The following is an 18,147-nucleotide window of genomic DNA, read 5'->3' on the forward strand; positions in this document are numbered from 1 at the left end:
AGGCGCGGGGGACGGACGTTCATTACAGTGGCAATACCGCCACGCCGCCCATCTGGAGGACCGGTGCACGTGACTTACTGGTGCGAGATGGCGTGGCTGCCGCCCGGCGAGGTCGTCGAGAGCGTCGTCGTCGGCGTCGAGGGCCGCCGCATCGTGGAGATCAGGCCCGAGGCGGCGCCTCCCCCGGGAGCCGTACGGCTGGCCGGGCTCACCCTGCCCGGCCTGGCCAACTGTCATTCGCACGCCTTCCACCGCGCCCTGCGCGGCCACACCCAGACCGGCCGCGGCAGCTTCTGGACCTGGCGCGAGCGGATGTACGCGGTCGCCGAGGCGCTCGACCCGGACCGCTACCTCGCCCTGGCCACCGCGACGTACGCCGAGATGGCGCTCGCCGGGATCACCACCGTGGCCGAGTTCCACTACCTGCACCACGGGCCCGGGGGCAGGCCGTACGCGGACCCGAACGCGATGGGCCACGCGCTGGTCGAGGCGGCCAGGAGGGCCGGGCTGCGCATCACCCTGCTCGACACCTGCTATCTGACCGGCGGCATCGGCGACGCACTCACCGGCACCCAGCTGCGTTTCGGCGACGGGGACGCCGAGCGCTGGGCGGCCAGGGCCGACGATCTCGCCCGGGCGCACGAGGGCGAGGAGGACGTGGAGATCGGCGCGGCCATCCACTCCGTGCGCGCGGTGCCCCCCGAGCAGATGCACGTCGTCGTCGACTTCGCCCACCGGCACACCGGGCCGCTGCACGCGCACGTGTCGGAGCAGCAGGCCGAGAACGAGGCGTGCGTCGAGGTCTACTCGGCGACGCCCGTCCAGGTGCTGCACGACCACGGCGCGCTGGGGCCGCGCTCGACCGCGGTCCACGCCACCCACCTGTCCGACGTGGACGTGGCGCTGCTCGGCGGCTCCACCACCCACGTGTGCATGTGTCCCACCACCGAACGCGACCTCGCCGACGGCGTCGGCCCCGCCCGCAGGCTTCTGGAGGCCGGCTCGCCCGTCACGCTCGGCACCGACAGCCAGGCGGTCATCGACCTGTTCGAGGAGGCCAGGGCGGTGGAGCTGGACGAGCGGCTGGTCACGGGCGAGCGCGGGCACTGGCCCGCCGCGCAGCTCCTGCACGCCGCGACCGCCGCCGGGCAGGCGTCGCTGGGCTTCCCCGACGCCGGGTGCCTGGTGGCGGGGGCCTGGGCCGACCTCGTCTCCGTCCGGCTCGACTCGGTCCGTACGGCCGGCGCGACCAAGGCGTCGGCGGTGGAGTCCGTGGTGTTCGCCGCCACCACCGCCGACGTGCACACGGTCGTCGCCGGCGGGCGGCGCATCGTGGAGGACGGGCGGCACGTGCTCGGCGACATCGGCGCGTTGCTGCGCGACGCGCTCGCCCCGCTGCACCGGTGAGGTTTGCGCCGTTCGCGGGGTGGCGAGGATCAGGAGACGTGGGGCCGAGCGGCATGACATCAGTCGTTTTCACGGGGATCGGGTTGCTGTACACGGCAGACCCCGGGCGAGAGGAGATCGAGGACGCCGCGCTGGTCGCGGAGAACGGCGTGGTCCGGTGGATCGGCCGTTCCGCCGACGCCCCGCCCGCCGACGAGCGGGTCGACGTGGAGGGGCGCGCCGTCATCCCGGGATTCGTGGACAGCCACGCGCACCTGGTGTTCGCCGGCGACCGCACCGAGGAGTTCGCCGCGCGGATGGCCGGACGGCCCTACACCGCGGGCGGCATCCGCTCGACCGTCGCCGCCACCCGCCGCGCCACCATCCCCGAACTGGTGTCCACCACCGCGCTGCTGGTCTCGGAGATGACCATGCAGGGCACGACGACGTTCGAGATCAAAAGCGGCTACGGCCTCACCGTGGAGGACGAGCGCCGCAGCCTGGAGATCGCCTGCCAGTTCACCGAGGAGACCACGTTCCTCGGGGCGCACGTCGTCCCGCCGGAGACGACCGCCGACGACTACGTCCGGCTCGTGACCGGTCCGATGCTGGAGGCGTGCGCGCCGTACGCCAAGTGGGTGGACGTGTTCTGCGAGCGCGGCGCGTTCGGCGAGGAGCACAGCAGGGAGGTGCTCGCGGCGGGCCGCAAGTCCGGGCTGCAGCTCAGGGTCCACGCCAACCAGCTCGGACCGGGGCCGGGCGTGCGGCTGGCCTGCGAGATGGGGGCGGCCTCGGCCGACCACTGCACCCATCTCACCGATGCCGACGTGGACGCGCTCGCCACCGGCGGGGTGGTCGCCACCCTGCTGCCGGGCGCCGAGTTCTCCACCAGGTCGCCCTACCCGGACGCGCGGCGGCTGCTCGACGCGGGCGTCACGGTGGCCCTGGCGACCGACTGCAACCCGGGCTCCTCGTTCACCACCTCGATGCCGTTCTGCGTCGCCCTGGCCGTGCGCGAGATGGGCATGACGCCGCTGGAGGCCGTGCGGGCGGCCACCCGCGGCGGCGCGCGGGCGCTGCGGCGCACCGACGTCGGCACCCTGTCCATCGGCTCCCGCGCGGACCTCGTCATCCTGGAGGCGCCGTCGTACGTCCACCTCGCGTACCGGCCGGGAGTGCCGCTGGTGGCGCAGGTGTGGCGGATGGGGCGCCGCCTCGTTTAGGCCCTCGCAACCTGGGTAATCGCCTTTTTTCCCGGCCTCGCATCCTCCTTGGGGAGGAGAAAGAAACCATTCCCCGGTCGTATCCGTTTGGGGAATCTTTGCCATGGACCGGCCGTTGTCCGGGTCAGGAGCAGGAAGCCGGGGGCCGTGCCGAGCGGGGCGGACACGTCCGGCTCACCGGCTCACATATTGCATATCGCGGCGGCGGAACGAGGTGCCATCGGATGGCGACGGGGAATCGGACGCAGGAACAGCACGTCTCTGACCGGGATCTGCTGGGGACTTATCTGGCCGAAATCGGCCGTGTCCCGCTGCTGACCGCGGAGCAGGAGGTCGAGCTGGCCAAGCGCATCGAGGCGGGGTTGTTCGCCGAGCAGTTGCTCGACAGCGGACGGCGTGAGCCGAAGATCGCGGACGCGACCGACGAGGAGCTGGAGCGCATCGCGGTCTCGGGGCGGCGGGCGAAGGACGAGTTCATCCAGGCCAACCTGCGGCTCGTGGTCGCGGTCGCGAGGAAGTACTCCGGACGGGGGATGCCGCTGATCGACCTGGTGCAGGAGGGCAACCTCGGGCTGGTCCGCGCCGTGGAGAAGTTCGACTACCGCCGGGGGTACAAGTTCTCGACCTACGCCACCTGGTGGATCCGGCAGTCGGTGGGCCGCTCGATCCACGAGCAGGCGCGGCCTGTGCGGCTGCCCACCCACGCGGGCGAGCAGATGACGCGGCTCATGCGGGTGCGCAGGGACATGCTGGCGGAGTTCGACGCCGAGCCGACCGACGCCGACCTCGCCGAGGTGCTCGACCTGCCGATCGAGCGGGTGCAGGAGCTGCGGCGCTGGGCCTCCGACCCGGTCTCCCTCCAGCTCGGCGTGGGTGACGAGGACGAGACCGAGCTCGGCGACATGATCGCCGACGAGACCTGGGCGGACCCCGAGCAGCAGGCCATGGACACGCTGGAGAAGGAGCGCCTGGAGCAGTGGCTGACCGGCCTGGAGGGCCAGATGCGCGACATGCTGCGCTGGCGGTACGGCCTGGTGGACGGCCGCGAGCACACCCTCACCGAGGTGGGGGAGCGCTACGGCATCGGCCGCGACCGCGCCCGGCGCATCGAGCGCGACGCGCTGGTGCGGCTGCGCAAGATGGCCAGCGCCGCGTAACCGGCGGCCTGCGCTCGGCCGACTGACGAAGGCCGGTGTCCGCGGTCGTCCGTGGGGGTTCCAGGTCGTCACGCGGTCACGCAGAGAGGGGGCGTCCCCGTCTGCCGGCCGGCTGCCTCTACTCGGGTTCGCCGTCGAGCCGCAGCGCGTGCGCGTTCCGGGCGCACCAGTCGGAGAAGGTGCGGGGGCGGCGGCCGAGCAGGTGTCGCACGGTGTCGGTGCAGACCCCGGTCGTGTCCGCGCGCATGAGCGCCGCGGCTTCGAGGATCGCGTCGGCGAGGGGCTTCGGCGCGCCGTTGGGGTAGCGGGACCGGACGATCTCCTCAGGGGTGGCGGCCGCGCGGACCTCTATGTGGCGGCCGATGGTGGCGGCGATGATCTGGACCTGCTCGGCGATGGTGAGTGTCTCGTCACCGGTAAGGGTGTAGGTCTGGCCTTCATGGCCGTTCTCGGTCAGCACGAGGGTGGCGACGGCTGCTATGTCGGCCGGATCGATCGGGGCGGACCGGCCCGGCCCGATCGCGTCGAGGACGTACCCCTCCTCCCTGATGGACGGCACCCATTCCAGGACATTGGTCATGAAACCGCCAGGACGCAGGATCGTGGCCGGTATGCCGGACGCCCGCAGAAGTCGCTCGCGTTCGTGGTGCCAGCGGCCCATGGCGGGCACCGGATCTCCGAAGACCCAGATGGACGACAACAGCACGATGTGGCGCACTCCGGCGACGCGTGCGGCGGTGACGGCGTTCGCGGCCTGGTCCACGCCGATGCCCGGGGTGAGCAGGAAGAGCCGGTCGACGCCGTCGAAGGCGGGGGCCAGCGTCGAGGGCTCGTCCAGGTCGCCGAGCACGCGCTCGGCGCTTGCGGGCAGGCCGGCCGCGCGGGCGGGGTCGCGGACGAGGATGCGAAACTCCGCGTTCCTCGCGTCGAGCCCGCGGACCAGCTCACGGCCGATTCTGCCGGTGGCTCCGGTCACCAGTAACATGACACTCCTAATCGTTTGCCGTCTAGCGAAAACACACAGGGGAACGCTAGCCGGTAAATAATTAGCCGTCAATCGATCTGTCGCCCGGAGGTGGCGGTGGCCGAGTTCCTCGACCTGCACAGCAAAACGACGAAGGCGCTGCGTGCGCTGGCCGAGACGGCCATGCGCCGCCATGGCCTGCATCAGGGGCAGGATCACCTGCTGGCGGCCTTGTGGGAGCGCGACGGCGGCACACCCGGTGAGATCGCGGCCGCGTTGCACGTCACCACGCCTACCGTCGTCAAGATGGCCACCCGGATGAGCGCCGCCGGCCTGCTCGTCCGCCGCCGCGACGAACGCGACAGCAGGCTCGTGAGGCTCTGGCTGACCGACACGGGCCGAGCGCTTCGGGGACCGGTCGAGGCCGAGCGCCGCAGCCTGGAAGAGAAGATCACCGCTGGTCTCACCGAGACCGAGCGCCGCCATCTGATGATCGCGCTGGCAAAGGTCTACGATTCGGCCAGAGATCTGCTGTGACCAGGGCGTTCGGAGTGGAGAACGGCAGTCCGGTCAGGGCCGGTGGTGGCGCGTACGAATAGAACGCAGCCCTCGGCCGCTTCGCGGCCGGTCGCATCGGCCCGAGTGGAGGGCCGACGACGCGCACCCCTTCCGGGTGCGCGTTTTGTCGTTCTCAGCACGTCCGAAACCGGCCCGAAACACGGTGGTGGCGAGTTTCACACATGTGAAACACGCAGGGTCGTGGGCTGAAACGGCGGAAGAACACGCTGTCGCCAACGTCAGTGCGCCAGCCGGCCAAGGTCGCCCGGGAGGAAGTCACTGCGGGAGTGATAACCGGCCACACGCCAAATTGTAAGGAGGGCCGCGTCGGTGAAGATCGATACCGGCACCACCGCCTGGATGATCACAGCCACCGCTCTGGTGCTGCTGATGACGCCCGGGCTCGCGTTCTTCTACGGGGGCATGACCAGGGCGAAGAGCGTCCTGAACATGATGATGATGTCGTTCGTCAGCATCATCACCGTCACCATCGCCTGGGTCCTGTACGGCCACTCGCTGGCCTTCGACGCCTTCGGCGACGGGGACAACGTCGTCAACAAGCTCATCGGCGGCGGGGACGCCCTGGGTCTGCAGAGTCTCATCGACACGGCCACCAAGGACGACGGAACCGGTATGCCGAGCCTGGTGTTCTCGGCCTTCCAGCTCACCTTCGCCATCATCACCGTGGCCCTCATCAGCGGCGCGATCGCCGACCGGGCGAAGTTCGGCGCGTGGGTCGTCTTCGGCCTCGCCTGGGCGACGCTCGTCTACTTCCCCGTGGCCCACTGGGTCTGGGGCGGCGGCTGGCTGGCCGGCCTGGGCATCGAGGACTTCGCCGGAGGCACCGTCGTCCACGTGAACGCGGGCGCCGCCGGCCTCGCGCTCGCGCTGGTGCTCGGCAAGCGGACCGGGTGGCGCAAGGACCCGATGCGGCCGCACAACCTGACCCTGGTGCTGCTCGGCGTCGGCCTGCTGTGGTTCGGCTGGTTCGGCTTCAACGCGGGCTCCGAGCTCGCCGTCGACGGCACCGCCGGTCTCGCGTTCATGAACACCCAGGTCGCCACGGCGGCCGCCGCCGGCGCCTGGATCCTCGTGGAGAAGCTGCGCGACGGCCACTCCACCACCCTCGGCGTCGCCTCCGGCGCGGTCGCCGGCCTCGTCGCCATCACCCCCGCCTGTGGTTTCGTCGACCCGTGGGCGGCGATCGTGCTCGGTCTCATCGCCGGCGCCGTCTGCGCGTACGCGGTGGGCCTGAAGTACCGCCTCGGCTTCGACGACTCGCTCGACGTGGTCGGCGTGCACCTGGTCGGCGGCGCGATCGGCGCGGTCTCGCTCGGCATCATCGCCCGCTACCCCTTCGCGGACGGTCAGAACGAGGGCCTCCTCTACGGCGGCCCGATCTCCCAGCTCGGCGTGCAGGCCCTGGGTCCTGTCGCGGTCGGCCTCTACTCCTTCATCATGGCGTATGTCATCGGAAAGATCATCGATAAGACGATGGGCTTCCGGATCAACCAGGAGGAGGAGGTCACCGGCATCGACATCACCACCCACGCCGAGACCGGGTACGACCTCGGCACCGTCCACTCCTCGGGAGTGGCCTCCGTCAACGGGCCCGTGCCCGCGCCTGCGAAGAAGGTCGACGCATGAAACTCATCACCGCAGTCATCAAGCCGTTCAAACTGGACGACGTGAAGGCCGCCCTGGAGCAGTTCGGCATCAAGGGCATGACGGTCTCGGAGGCCAGCGGCTACGGCCGGCAGCGCGGCCACACCGAGGTCTACCGCGGCGCCGAGTACCAGGTCGACCTGGTGCCCAAGGTCCGGGTCGAGGTCCTCGCCGAGGAGGACGACGCCGAGGACGTCATCGACGTCATCGTCAAGGCGGCCCAGACCGGCAAGATCGGCGACGGCAAGGTCTGGTCGGTCCCCGTGGACACGGTCGTCCGGGTCCGCACCGGGGAGCGCGGGCCGGAGGCGCTGTAACCGGATGATGAGAGGGGAGGCGCGCTCGTTCGCCGCGGTCCGCAAGGACCGGGCCGCGGACATCGACAGATGGCTCACCGATCTGTTCCGCACGGCGGCCACGCGGCCGTACGCGCGGGAGGGGGGATCGGGAGGGAAGGGCGGCTTCCCCGACGAGCGCGGCCCCGCCGCCTCCCACGGGAACGGCCCAAGCGGGGCCGGCCCCAACGGGATCAGCGGGGTCGCCCTGGTCGCGGTCGGCAGCCTGGGGCGGGGCGAGCTCGCCCCGGGCAGCGACCTCGACCTGGTCCTGCTGCACAACGGCCGCGACGACGTGGCGAGGATCGCCGACCGCATCTGGTACCCCATCTGGGACTCCGGGATCGGCCTCGACCACTCGGTCCGCACGGTGGACGAGGCGGTCAAGGTCGCCAGGGAGGACCTCAAGGCCGTGCTGGGCCTGATCCAGGCGCGGCACGTGGTGGGGGACCCCGAGCTGACCAGGGCCGTGCGGGAGGCCGTGCTCGCCGAGTGGCGGGCGGACTCCCGGCGCAGGCTGGCCGAGCTGCGCGCGTCGGCGGACAAGCGCGCCGAGTCCGGCGGCGAGCTGGCCTTCCTGCTCGAACCCGACCTCAAGGACGCCAGGGGCGGCCTGCGCGACGTGCAGGCGATGCAGGCCGTGGCCGCCGCCTGGGTCGCCTCGGCGCCCGGCCCCCGGGTCCGCGAGGCGTACGAACTGCTGCTGGACATCAGGCACGGGCTGCACCTCGTCACCGCGCGCGGCACCGACCGCCTGGTGCTCCAGGAGCAGGACGCGGTCGCCGGCACGCTGGGCCTGCTGGACGCCGAGGCGCTGATGCGCCGCCTGGCCGAGGCGGGCCGGACCGTCTCCCACGCCTTCGACGCCACCTGGCGGACGGTCGACCGGCTGCTCACCGGTCCCGCGCCCCGGGGCCGCAGGCCGCTCGCCGACGGTGTCGTGGAGCACGGCGGCGAGGTCGTGCTGGCCCGCGGCGCCAACCCGCGCACCGACCCCACGCTCGTGCTGCGCGCGGCCGCGGCCGCCGCCGAGGCCGGGCTGCCGCTCGCGCCCGCGACGGTCTCCGCGCTCGCCGCCCAGTCGCCGCCGCTGCCCGTGCCGTGGCCCCCGGAGGCACGCGGCGCGCTGGTCGCGCTGCTCGGCGCGGGGCGCGCGGCCGTACCGGTCTGGGAGGAGCTCGACCAGGCCGGCGTGCTCGTGAAGCTCATCCCCGACTGGGAGCGCGTACGGCACCGCCCCCAGCGCAACCCCGTCCACCGCTACACGGTCGACCGGCACCTCATCGAGACCGCGGCCGGGGCCGCGGCCTTCACCCGGGAGGTGTCCCGCCCCGACCTGCTGCTGATCTCGGCGCTCCTGCACGACGTCGGCAAGGGCTGGCCGGGCGACCACTCCACCACGGGCGAGATCGTCGCCAGGGACATCGGCACCCGGATGGGCCTCCCCCCGGCCGACGTGGAGATCCTCGCGACCGTGGTGCGGCATCATCTGCTGCTGCCGGAGACCGCCACCCGGCGGGACCTGGACGACCCGGTCACCATCTCCAGGGTCGCGGAGGCCGTCGGGTCCAGGGAGGTGCTCGAACTGCTGTCCGCGCTGGCGGTGGCCGACGGCAACGCCACCGGCCCGGCCGCGTGGAACTCCTGGAAGGCGTCCCTGGTCTCCGACCTGGTCCGGAGGGTGCGGTCGGTGCTGTCCGGCACGCCGCCGGCGCCCGCGCCCGCCCTTTCCCCCGAGCAGGCGGCGCTCGCCCGGCACGGCGGCGGCGCGGTGCGCGTGAACGGAAGCGCGGTCACCGTGGTCGCGCCCGACCGGCCGGGTCTGCTGTGGCGGGCGGCCGGGGTGCTCGCGGCGCACCGCATGGCGGTCCGCTCCGCCTCCGCCGCGTCCGCCGGGTCGACGGCGGTCATCGAGTTCGTCGTCGTCCCCGAGTACGGCACGCCGCCCGACCCCGCGACGCTGGAGGCCGACCTGCGCCTCGTCCTGGCCGGACGGCTCGACATCGAGCAGCGCCTGGCCCGGCGGGCGAGGTCGATGCGCCCGTCCCGGGTGCCGGTCGCGCCGCCCCGGGTCACCCTGGTGGACGACGCGTCCCTCACCGCGAGCGTGGTGGAGGTGCGGGCGCACGACAGACCCGGCCTGCTGTGGCGGATCGGCCGCGCGTTCGGCGAGTGCGGTCTTGACGTACGCGCCGCGCGTGTGGAGACTCTGGGCGCAGAAGCGGTGGATGTCTTCTATGTGGCGGATCGCACAGGCCGTCCCCTCCTCGATGAGCAGCAGCGCATCCAAGTGCGAGAACACGTGCTCGCGGCCCTCAGATGAGGGGGTAACGATCCTCACCTCTTGGTAACAATTGGGGTGCTGCGGCAGGGGTAGGGCCGCTCGCCGTCGTGACCTTGTGGTCGAATTGTCCCCGCTTATACAGCTGTGTCACTTCATGCTGTCCAGACGCGTGAAGGCAGGCCGAACGATGGCGGGGCCGGTGAGCATGGAGCAGTCGAATACCGATAACCGCAGGCGGCGGAGTCGTCTCTCGCCGCGCAACTGGCGAGTGCCCACACGCCTGACCGCGCTGATCGTCGCCCCGACGATCGTGGCCGTGCTCCTCGCCGGCGTCCGTGTCGTGGGTTCGATCGACAGCCTGACCGCCTACCAGCGGACCAGGTCGTCGGCGGAATACTCGGTGCACCTGCGGGACCTGGCCGAGCAACTGGCTCTCGAACGCGACCTGTTCGTCTGGGGTGGCAACAGCAAGCGCAAGTTCGACATCGACGGGGAGACCGAGGTCACCCGTGCCCAGCAGCGCGCGGCGGTCGACCCGCTGATCCAGCAGGTGAAGGCCGACCTCAGGAACATCAACGCGGACTACGGCACGCGTGCGGTGGAGCAGGCACAGCAGCTCACGAGCCGCATCTCGAGCCTCGCGGGCATCCGCGAGAACGGCGCGCCGGAGGACTACAGCGCCGTGATCGCCAACATCCTGCGCCTGCACGACGAACTGGGCAACAACGACGACAACGCCGCGATCGTGGGCAACCTCCGCGCCCTCAGCGCTCTCGCCCACGCCAAGGAGGAGGCGGCCCTGCAGCGGGCCACCCTCACCCGTGAGCTGCTGGAGCGCAACCAGACCTTCACCACGTTCGAGCTGCAGGACTTCCTGGCCTCCCAGTCGCGCCAGCAGAGCTACCTGGCGACGTTCTACACCGAGGCCCCGGCGACCGAGGCGAGCCGCCTGGTCACCCTCTTCGGCGACAAGGACGTGGTCAACAGCGAGCTGACCAAGTCGTGGGCGCTCACGCTCGGCCTGCAGAACCAGTCCCTCAGCCGCTACCGGGGCAGGGACAGGACGACCCAGCAGTGGTTCCAGGACAGCACGAAGGCGATCGAGCAGATGGCGGCCGTCGAGGGCCGCGTGTCGGGGCTGGTGCAAAGCCGCGCCCGCGACCTGCAGTCGGCCGAGCAGCGCAACGCCCTCATCGCCGGCGGCCTGATCCTCGCACTCCTCGTGCTCGTGCTCGCCACGACCGTGCTCATCGCGCGGTCGATGGTCCGGCCGCTGCGCCGCCTGCGGGCGGAGGCGCTCGACATCGCCGGGCGGAGGCTGCCGGAGATCGTCCGTCAGATGCGCGAGTCCGAGGACCCCGAGCGCGAGTCCCACGTGCAGCCGATCGCGGTCGACAGCAGCGACGAGATCGGCGAGGTGGCGCAGGCCTTCGACGAGGTCCACACGCAGGCCGTGCGCCTGGCCGCGGAGGAGTCCCGCCTGCGCGCCAACGTCAACTCGATGTTCGTGAACCTTTCCCGCCGTACGCAGACACTGGTGGAGCGGCAGATCTCGCTGATCGACGGCCTGGAGCGGGGCGAGGAGGACGGCCGGCGTCTGGCCGACCTGTTCAAGCTGGACCACCTGGCCACCCGCATGCGCCGCAACAGTGAGAACCTCCTGGTCCTCGCCGGTCACGAGCCGCCGCGCAAGCGGAGCCAGCCCGCCCGGCTGGTCGACGTGGTCCGCGCCTCGCTGTCGGAGGTCGAGGACTACGAGCGGGTCGTCGTCCGGATTCCCCGTACGATCGCGATCGCGGGGCACGCCGCGAACGACGTCGTCCACCTGCTGGCGGAGCTGGTCGAGAACGCCATCGCCTTCTCGCCGCGCAACACCAAGGTCGTCGTCTCCAGCAGCCCCGTCGAGGGCGGCGCGGTGATGCTCGGCGTCACCGACGCGGGTATCGGCATGTCGCCGGAGGAGCTCGCGGAGATCAACCGTCGTCTGGCCGAGCCGCCCACGATCGACGTCTCGGTGTCCCGCCGGATGGGCCTGTTCGTGGTCGGCCGCCTCGCGTTGCGTCACGGCATCCGGGTGCAGCTGCGCCGGGGTGACGGCGCGGGCGTCATCGCGATGGTCCTGTTCCCCGCGCAGCTCATCTCCAACGCCGACCAGCCCGTGATGCCGCGTCCCTCCGTCCCGGCCGGGCAGACGGCGGCCGGACTGCCGGCCCGGCAGGCGTTCGCCGAGCCGGACCCGCTCGCTCCCGCGCCGGGAGGCGGTTCGTTCGAACCCTGGAGCCCCGGCAACGATGCGGCGGGCGGCGTCGGGTCCCGCAGGCCCCCGGCGACCGGCGGACACGGTCCCGGCGGGAACGGTCCCGGCGGGAACGGGTTCAGCGGAATCGGTGCCGGCGGCAACGGCGCGGGCGGGTTCTCCGCGTTCGGCGCGCCGACGGCGGACGCGCCGCCCGCGCCCGCGGAGAACCCGTACGGGGAAAGCGCGTTCACCGAGCACTCGGGGTCCCATTCGGTTCCGGGCCTGCCCGGGAGGGCGCCGGACGGCGACCCCCGCCGCCCGGCGTTCGGCGAGCAGTCCGAGTCGTCGTGGCCACCGGCGCCCGCCGGGCCCTCGGCGTTGCCGCAGAGGGGATCACAGAGGGGATCACAGGGGGGATCACAGAGCGGAGCCGCGAGCGGGAGCGGCGAGGACCGCTCGGAGCACTCGTGGCCGTCGCTGCCCACCGGGCCGACGGCACTCCCGCAGCGGGGCGGGTCCACCGGACCCACGGCCTTCTCGCCGTCGAGCACAGGACCGACGGCGTTCCCTCAGCCGAGTTCCCCGTCGAGCACCGGGCCGACGGCCTTCTCACCGTCTCCGTCCAGCACCGGGCCGACGGCCTTCTCGCCGTCGGACACCGGACCGACCGCGTTCTCCCCGTCCGCCACTGGACCGACGGCGTTCTCGCCGTCTCCGTCCAGCACCGGGCCGGCCGCCTTCCCCGGCGCCGCGGCCGGGGAGCCGGGGTCGTCGACCGGGCCGCTGCCGTCGGTGGAGGAGTCGCCGCTGGAGCAGGGCGAGGAGTTTCTCCCGATCTTCGCCTCGGTCGAGTCGGCGTGGTTCCGGCGTCCCTCTGACACCGGCCCGCAGGCCGCGCCCGCGGCGCGGACCGGCGCGGAGGCGGACGGGGGAAAGGCCGGAGAGGAGCCCGGAGAGAGCACCGGGGAGATCGCGAGGGTGCCCCGCTCCGCCACCGCCTCCGGGCCCGTCTCCGCCCCGCAGGCGCAGGGCGGAGACCCCGGCGGATGGCGGTCTCGGGCCGACAGCGGCTTCCAGGCCGCGGCGAGCGCCCGGGACCCCCTGCTGGGCGGCGTGACCGCGGCGGGCTTGCCGAAGCGCACGCCGAAGGCCAACCTGGTGCCCGGCTCGGTGGGCGCGGACGGCCCCCCAGCCGCCGCCCCGCGCCCCCCGGTCTCGGCCGAGGCGGTGCGCAACCGCCTGTCCAGCTTCCAGCAGGGTGTAAGGCGAGGCCGGGCCCAGACGTCCGGAGGTCTCGCCGAAGGGTCGGGTAAAGAGGAGGAGGGCTCGTGACTGAGCTGAGCGTGGAAGCACGCAGGTTCGACTGGCTGATCACCGAGTTCGTCGGCAGCACGCCTGGCGTGGCGCACGCGGTGGTGGTGTCGTCGGACGGCCTGCGGCTGGCCCAATCGGACGGGTTTCCGCCTGACCGCGCCGACCAGCTCGCGGCGGTCGCCGCCGGCCTGCTCAGCCTCACCCTCGGCGCCGCACGGGTGTTCGAGGGGGGCGCGGTGTCGCAGACCGTCGTCGAGATGCAGCGGGGACTGCTGCTCGTGATGGCGATCAGCGACGGCTCCTGCCTGGCCGTACTCGCCGCACCGGACTGCGACATGGGCCTGGTGGCCTACCAGATGACCCTGCTCGTCGAGCGGGCAGGCCAGGTGCTCACCCCGGCGCTGCGCGCCGAGCTGCAGACGTCGCGGCGATGACCAGAGGAGAGGGCCGTGCGTGATCGTGACGGGACAGAGGACGAGCCTCTGTTCCGTCCGTACGCCGTCACCGGTGGCCGATCCGAGCCGCGTTACCACATGGCGATGGAAACCCTCGTATCATCGGTGACCTTGAAGAGCAATGACTATTCCCTGCTCAGTCCAGAGCAGGAATCGATCATGATGCTATGTCGTTCCGTACGATCGGTCGCGGAGATCTCGGCACTGCTTCGGGTCCCGCTAGGCGTGGCCCGTGTGCTCATCGCCGACATGGCCGACGAGGGTCTGGTGCGCCTGCACATGCCGCAGCTGAACCAGGGACAGCCAGACCTCAACCTGCTCGAAAGGGTGCTCAGTGGACTACGCAGGCTCTAGCCGTGGTCTTACCTCGACGAAGATCGTCGTGGCGGGTGGGTTCGGCGTCGGGAAGACGACCTTCGTCGGTGCCGTCTCCGAGATCCTGCCGCTGACGACCGAGGCCGTGATGACCGACGCCAGCGCGGGCATCGACGACCTGGGGCTCACGCCGAACAAGACGACCACGACGGTCGCCATGGACTTCGGCCGGCTCTCGCTCGACCAGGACCTCATCCTCTACCTGTTCGGCACGCCGGGTCAGCACCGCTTCTGGTTCATGTGGGACGACCTCGTCCGCGGCGCCATCGGCGCGGTCGTGCTCGTCGACAGCCGCAGGCTCGCCGACTGCTTCCCGGCCATCGACTACTTCGAGGAGGCCCAGCTTCCCTTCCTGGTCGCGATGAACGGCTGGGAGGGGCAGTTCCTCCACTCGGAGGAGGAGGTCCGCGAGGCGCTGTCGCTGGCTCCGCACGTCCCGATCGTCCGTACGGACGCGCGCTCGCGGGATGCCGTCAAGTCCACGCTCATCAGCCTGGTCGAGTACGTGCTGACCGTACGGGCCGCGTACGGCAGACAATACTGAACCTGGAAAAAGCTGTGTTCCCGATGGGCCGCGCCCCGCGGACGGGAGCGGCGAGGGCGGTACCCCGGAGGGTGCCGCCCTCGCGGCGTCCGGCCCGAGCACGCCGCCGGGGTGGCATTCTTTGCCCTCGGGGGTCCGATCCCCGGGACTCGCGGCTACCCGGCAGGGCAGAATTCGGTATTGATGCTGACCCGATATTTAACCAAATAACATCATCTACATGCCTGTCTAGGCTATTTGTGCACGGGTGTTCGGTTGGCCTCCCTGGTGTCGGTGTGCTGCAATTACCCTCGCCTGCAGGACGTCTCGCACGTCACGCCAGCCACACCCGTGCTGAGACACTTCCCCCTGTGCGCACATACGGCGAGAGGTTGCAAAGCCTGTGAGGACACAAGACCCCCGGACCGACGAGAGCCCCGGGACCGGGGTTCCGGCTGAGCAGGAGCCCGACGAGGGAAGTCGTTTTCTCCTGCGCAACTGGCGCGTGCGCTCCAGGCTTGTGGCGCTGATCCTCATCCCGACCCTGGCGGCGCTGCTGCTGGGCGGCCTGCGGGTCGTCACCTCGGTCACCACGGCGTCCGAGTACCAGCAGATCAGCGACCTGGCGCGGCTCGTGGACAATGTCGCGGGCCTCACCCACGAGCTGCAGTCGGAACGCGACCGCGCCGCCTGGAACGCGACGCTCGGCCACCCGGCGAAGGCGACTGCCGCGGTCAAGGCGCAGACGCTTCTCACCAACAAGGCGGCCACCGCCGTCCGGGACCTGGCGAACGAGGTCAGGACGAAGGTGAGCAGCCGCGCCTCCGACGAGATCGATCACGTCCTCGGCAAGCTCGACGGCGTGGAGGTGCTGCGGAGCCAGGCCATGCAGGGGAACCTGCAGCCGAGCGCCGTGCTCGACCAGTACACCCTCGTCATCGAGACTCTGATGGCCCTGCAGGACGAGCTGGCCAAGAGCACGCAGGACGACCGGCTCGCCGCCTCGTCCGTCACGCTGGCCGCGCTCGCCCGCGCGAAGGAGAACGCCTCCCTGCAGCGCGGCCTGCTGACCACGGTGCTGCCCAACACCCGCTTCGAGCAGGTCCAGCTGCAGAACTTCCTCGGCGCCGTGTCCGCCGAGGAGAGCGATCTGCGCGCCTTCCGCAAGAGCGCCACCCCCGAGGAGCGCGCCGACTACGACAACACGGTGACCGGCGGCAAGGTCGACCAGGCGGAGTTCATCCGCACGCTGGTGCTCGACCGCGCCAACGCGGGCTTCCCGCTCAAGGGCTTCGACCAGTCGGTACGCGACGACACCCGCCTCTGGTACGACGCGATGTCGCAGCCCATCAACCGGATGCGCACCGTCGAGGCCAAGCTGACCTCCTCCATCGTGGCGCGGAGCCAGTCGCTCAAGGACGACGAGCAGCAGCGGGCCATCATCGTGGCCGTCGCCGTCGCTCTCCTGCTGATCGCGGTTCTGCTCGTCACCACCGGCGTCGCCCGCTCGCTCGTACGCCCGCTGCGGCGGCTGCGCAGCGAGGCGCTGGAGATCGCCGGCAGCCGCCTCCCCGACACGGTCCAGAAGCTGCGGGAGGCCGGCGACGCCGCCGAGGTCCCGCCCATCGCCCCGATGCGGGTGGTCGGCCGCGACGAGATCGGCGAAGTCGCGCGGGCTTTCGACGAGGTCCACCGCGAGGCCATCCGGCTGGCGGGTGACGAGGCCCGGCTGCGCAGCAACGTCAACGCGATGTTCGTGAACCTGTCTCGGCGCACGCAGACGCTGGTGGAACGCCAGCTGTCCCTCATCGACGGGCTGGAGCAGGGCGAGCAGGACGAGCAGCGGCTCGGGAACCTGTTCAAGCTCGACCACCTGGCGACCCGCATGCGCCGCAACAGTGAGAACCTCCTGGTCCTCGCCGGGCAGGAGCCCGCACGCCGCTGGGGCCAGCCGGTGCCCATCGTCGACGTCGTACGCGCCTCGCTGTCCGAGGTCGAGAACTACGAGCGCGTCGACATCCAGGTGCAGGGTGGGGCGTCGGTCGTCGGCCAGTCGGTCAACGACGTCGTCCACCTCGTGGCCGAGCTGGTGGAGAACGCCATCTCCTTCTCGCCCCGCGACACCAAGGTCACGGTGTCGAGCAACCGCATCGACGGCGGCGGCCTGATCATCTCGGTCAGCGACCAGGGCATCGGCATGACGCCCGAGGAGCTGGCCCAGACCAACTACCGGCTCGCCAATCCGCCGGTCGTGGACGTGTCGGTGTCCCGCCGCATGGGCCTGTTCGTGGTCGGCCGCCTGGCGCTGCGTCACGGCATCCGCGTGCAGCTGCGCCAGCAGGACACCGGTGGCCTGACGGCCATGGTGCTGCTGCCCGAGGCGCTGCTGGCCAACGCCGGCCCGGCGTTCCCCGGAGTGCCGGGCATGCCGCAGCCCGAGCTGACCAGCCCGATGCCGGCGGTCGGAACCGGGCCGCAGTTCGGCGCCGCCATGTTCGGCAACGCGCCGGCCCTCGCCAGCCCGACGCCGTTCGAGAACCCGCCGCGCACTCCGGTGTTCGGCGCGGACGCTCCCGGCGTCGGCGCTCCCGGCGCCGACCCCTTCGAGCGCGGGCCCTTCGAGTCCTTCCCGCGGGAGACCGTCGGCTTCGACCCCGACCCGTTCGCCCGCAACCCCTTCGAGCCGCCGCCGGGCCGCGGCGCCGAAGGCGACCCGTTCGCGCGCAACCCGTTCGAGACGGGCGGTGCGGGGCGGCCGGGCGAGTCCGATCCCTTCGCCCGCAACCCCTTCGACACCGGCGGCTTCGGTCAGGGCGGGCAGCCCGACCCGTTCGCCCGCAGCCCGTTCGAGTCCGGACCGTTCGACCGGGCGGCCTTCGACAAGACGCCGTTCGACAAGGCGCCGTCCGAGCAGACGTCGTCCGAGCGAGACCCGTTCGAGACGACGAACTTCGACTCGGGACCGTTCGACTCCAGCCCCTTCGACACCAACCCCTTCAGCCGGGGTCACGTCGGCGAGGCCCCCGTGGACACGCCCTGGCCCGGCCACCTGCCCCCTCCGGGAGGCGCCTCCTGGCCCGGCACCCCGCAGGACGGCGGCGCCGGCTGGCCCGGACGGACCGGCCGCGGCGGCTTCGAAGGCGACGACAACACCGGCCCTCTGCCGGTGGTGCGGACCTCGCCGCTGGAGTCGGAGGAGGAGTTCCTCCCGATCTTCGCCGCGGTCGAGTCGGACTGGTTCAAGAAGGTCGACATCCCGGCGGAAAAGAGCGACTCGGACGGCGAGACCGCTGCGGACACCAAGACCTGGTCGTCCCCGGCGGACGTCGGCTGGCAGGCGGCCAAGGCGGCCAGCGAGCCGGCACTGGGCGGGGTCACCTCGTCCGGTCTGCCCAAGCGGGTGCCCAAGGCCAACCTGGTGCCCGGCTCGGCCACGGGTTCCACCCCTTCCGCGGAGCCGGCCCCGGCAGCGGCGGCCGCCCCGCCGCCGCCCCCGCCCGTGCTCTCGCCCGAGCGGGTACGCAGCAGGCTCTCCAGCTTCCAGCAGGGCGTCCGGCAGGGCCGGGCGGTCGCTCGCGGGGAGGCCGGGGAGGACCAGGGATATCCCGGGGCGGCGGCCCTGGGCATGCCCGATGCCCAGGACAGTGAGAAGGAGGACTGATGAGGGAA

The 18,147-nt window shown here is 71.7% G+C and carries 13 protein-coding genes; 12 read left to right on the forward strand and 1 reads right to left on the reverse strand.

Features of this window, described 5'->3' with window-relative positions; genetic code table 11:
• The first annotated feature begins 63 nt into the window (after nt 1–63).
• The 3 genes from HHX35_RS25530 to HHX35_RS25540 all read left to right on the forward strand — a co-directional run bounded on the left by HHX35_RS25530 (nt 64) and on the right by HHX35_RS25540 (nt 3,766).
• Nucleotides 64–1,407: a formimidoylglutamate deiminase gene (locus HHX35_RS25530; RefSeq protein WP_182901248.1), complete on the forward strand. Its 1,344-nt coding sequence runs from the start codon at nt 64–66 to the stop codon at nt 1,405–1,407.
• A 53-nt stretch (nt 1,408–1,460) separates the two neighbouring features.
• Nucleotides 1,461–2,609: an imidazolonepropionase gene (gene hutI / locus HHX35_RS25535; protein WP_182901249.1), complete on the forward strand. Its 1,149-nt coding sequence runs from the start codon at nt 1,461–1,463 to the stop codon at nt 2,607–2,609.
• A gap of 224 nt (nt 2,610–2,833) precedes the next feature.
• Nucleotides 2,834–3,766 (forward strand): RNA polymerase sigma factor RpoD/SigA, encoded by a 933-nt coding sequence (locus HHX35_RS25540; RefSeq protein ID WP_182901250.1) that lies wholly within the window; start codon nt 2,834–2,836, stop codon nt 3,764–3,766.
• 118 nt (nt 3,767–3,884) lie between these two features.
• Here the strand turns inward: HHX35_RS25540 and HHX35_RS25545 are convergent, their stop codons facing one another.
• A complete protein-coding gene (locus tag HHX35_RS25545; RefSeq protein ID WP_182901251.1) occupies nt 3,885–4,751 on the reverse strand; it encodes an SDR family oxidoreductase in 867 nt (288 codons plus the stop codon).
• A gap of 96 nt (nt 4,752–4,847) precedes the next feature.
• Between HHX35_RS25545 and HHX35_RS25550 the strand changes: the two genes are divergently transcribed.
• From HHX35_RS25550 to HHX35_RS25590, 9 genes are all read left to right on the forward strand, one after another.
• Nucleotides 4,848–5,267, forward strand: coding sequence for a MarR family winged helix-turn-helix transcriptional regulator (locus tag HHX35_RS25550; protein ID WP_182901252.1), 420 nt, complete (start codon nt 4,848–4,850; stop codon nt 5,265–5,267).
• A gap of 351 nt (nt 5,268–5,618) precedes the next feature.
• The gene (locus HHX35_RS25555; RefSeq protein ID WP_182901253.1) at nt 5,619–6,935 is read left to right on the forward strand and encodes an ammonium transporter; all 1,317 of its coding nucleotides are present in this window, start codon (nt 5,619–5,621) and stop codon (nt 6,933–6,935) included.
• On the forward strand, nt 6,932–7,270 hold the full coding sequence (locus HHX35_RS25560; RefSeq protein ID WP_030510869.1) for a P-II family nitrogen regulator: 339 nt from the start codon (nt 6,932–6,934) through the stop codon (nt 7,268–7,270). The genes HHX35_RS25555 and HHX35_RS25560 overlap by 4 nt, the downstream gene beginning before the upstream one ends.
• Before the next feature lie 4 nt (nt 7,271–7,274).
• Nucleotides 7,275–9,611 carry a [protein-PII] uridylyltransferase gene (locus tag HHX35_RS25565; RefSeq protein WP_259405376.1) on the forward strand — a complete coding sequence of 779 codons (2,337 nt, stop codon included), beginning with the start codon at nt 7,275–7,277 and terminating at the stop codon, nt 9,609–9,611.
• A gap of 229 nt (nt 9,612–9,840) precedes the next feature.
• On the forward strand, nt 9,841–13,143 hold the full coding sequence (locus HHX35_RS25570) for a nitrate- and nitrite sensing domain-containing protein (protein WP_182901254.1): 3,303 nt from the start codon (nt 9,841–9,843) through the stop codon (nt 13,141–13,143).
• Entirely contained in the window at nt 13,140–13,559 is a 420-nt protein-coding gene (locus HHX35_RS25575; protein WP_182901255.1) for a roadblock/LC7 domain-containing protein, read from the forward strand. Before HHX35_RS25570 ends, HHX35_RS25575 begins: the two co-directional genes overlap by 4 nt.
• Nucleotides 13,560–13,574: 15 nt before the next feature.
• Complete coding sequence (locus HHX35_RS25580) at nt 13,575–13,934, forward strand: DUF742 domain-containing protein (RefSeq protein WP_030510865.1); 360 nt, start codon at nt 13,575–13,577, stop codon at nt 13,932–13,934.
• Between the two features lie 28 nt (nt 13,935–13,962).
• On the forward strand, nt 13,963–14,499 hold the full coding sequence (locus HHX35_RS25585) for an ATP/GTP-binding protein (RefSeq protein ID WP_205825892.1): 537 nt from the start codon (nt 13,963–13,965) through the stop codon (nt 14,497–14,499).
• A 382-nt stretch (nt 14,500–14,881) separates the two neighbouring features.
• On the forward strand, nt 14,882–18,139 hold the full coding sequence (locus HHX35_RS25590; RefSeq protein ID WP_182901256.1) for a nitrate- and nitrite sensing domain-containing protein: 3,258 nt from the start codon (nt 14,882–14,884) through the stop codon (nt 18,137–18,139).
• Nucleotides 18,140–18,147 lie beyond the last annotated feature (8 nt).

Source organism: Microbispora sp. H10830, assembly GCF_014161375.1.
Lineage (GTDB): Bacteria > Actinomycetota > Actinomycetes > Streptosporangiales > Streptosporangiaceae > Microbispora > Microbispora catharanthi.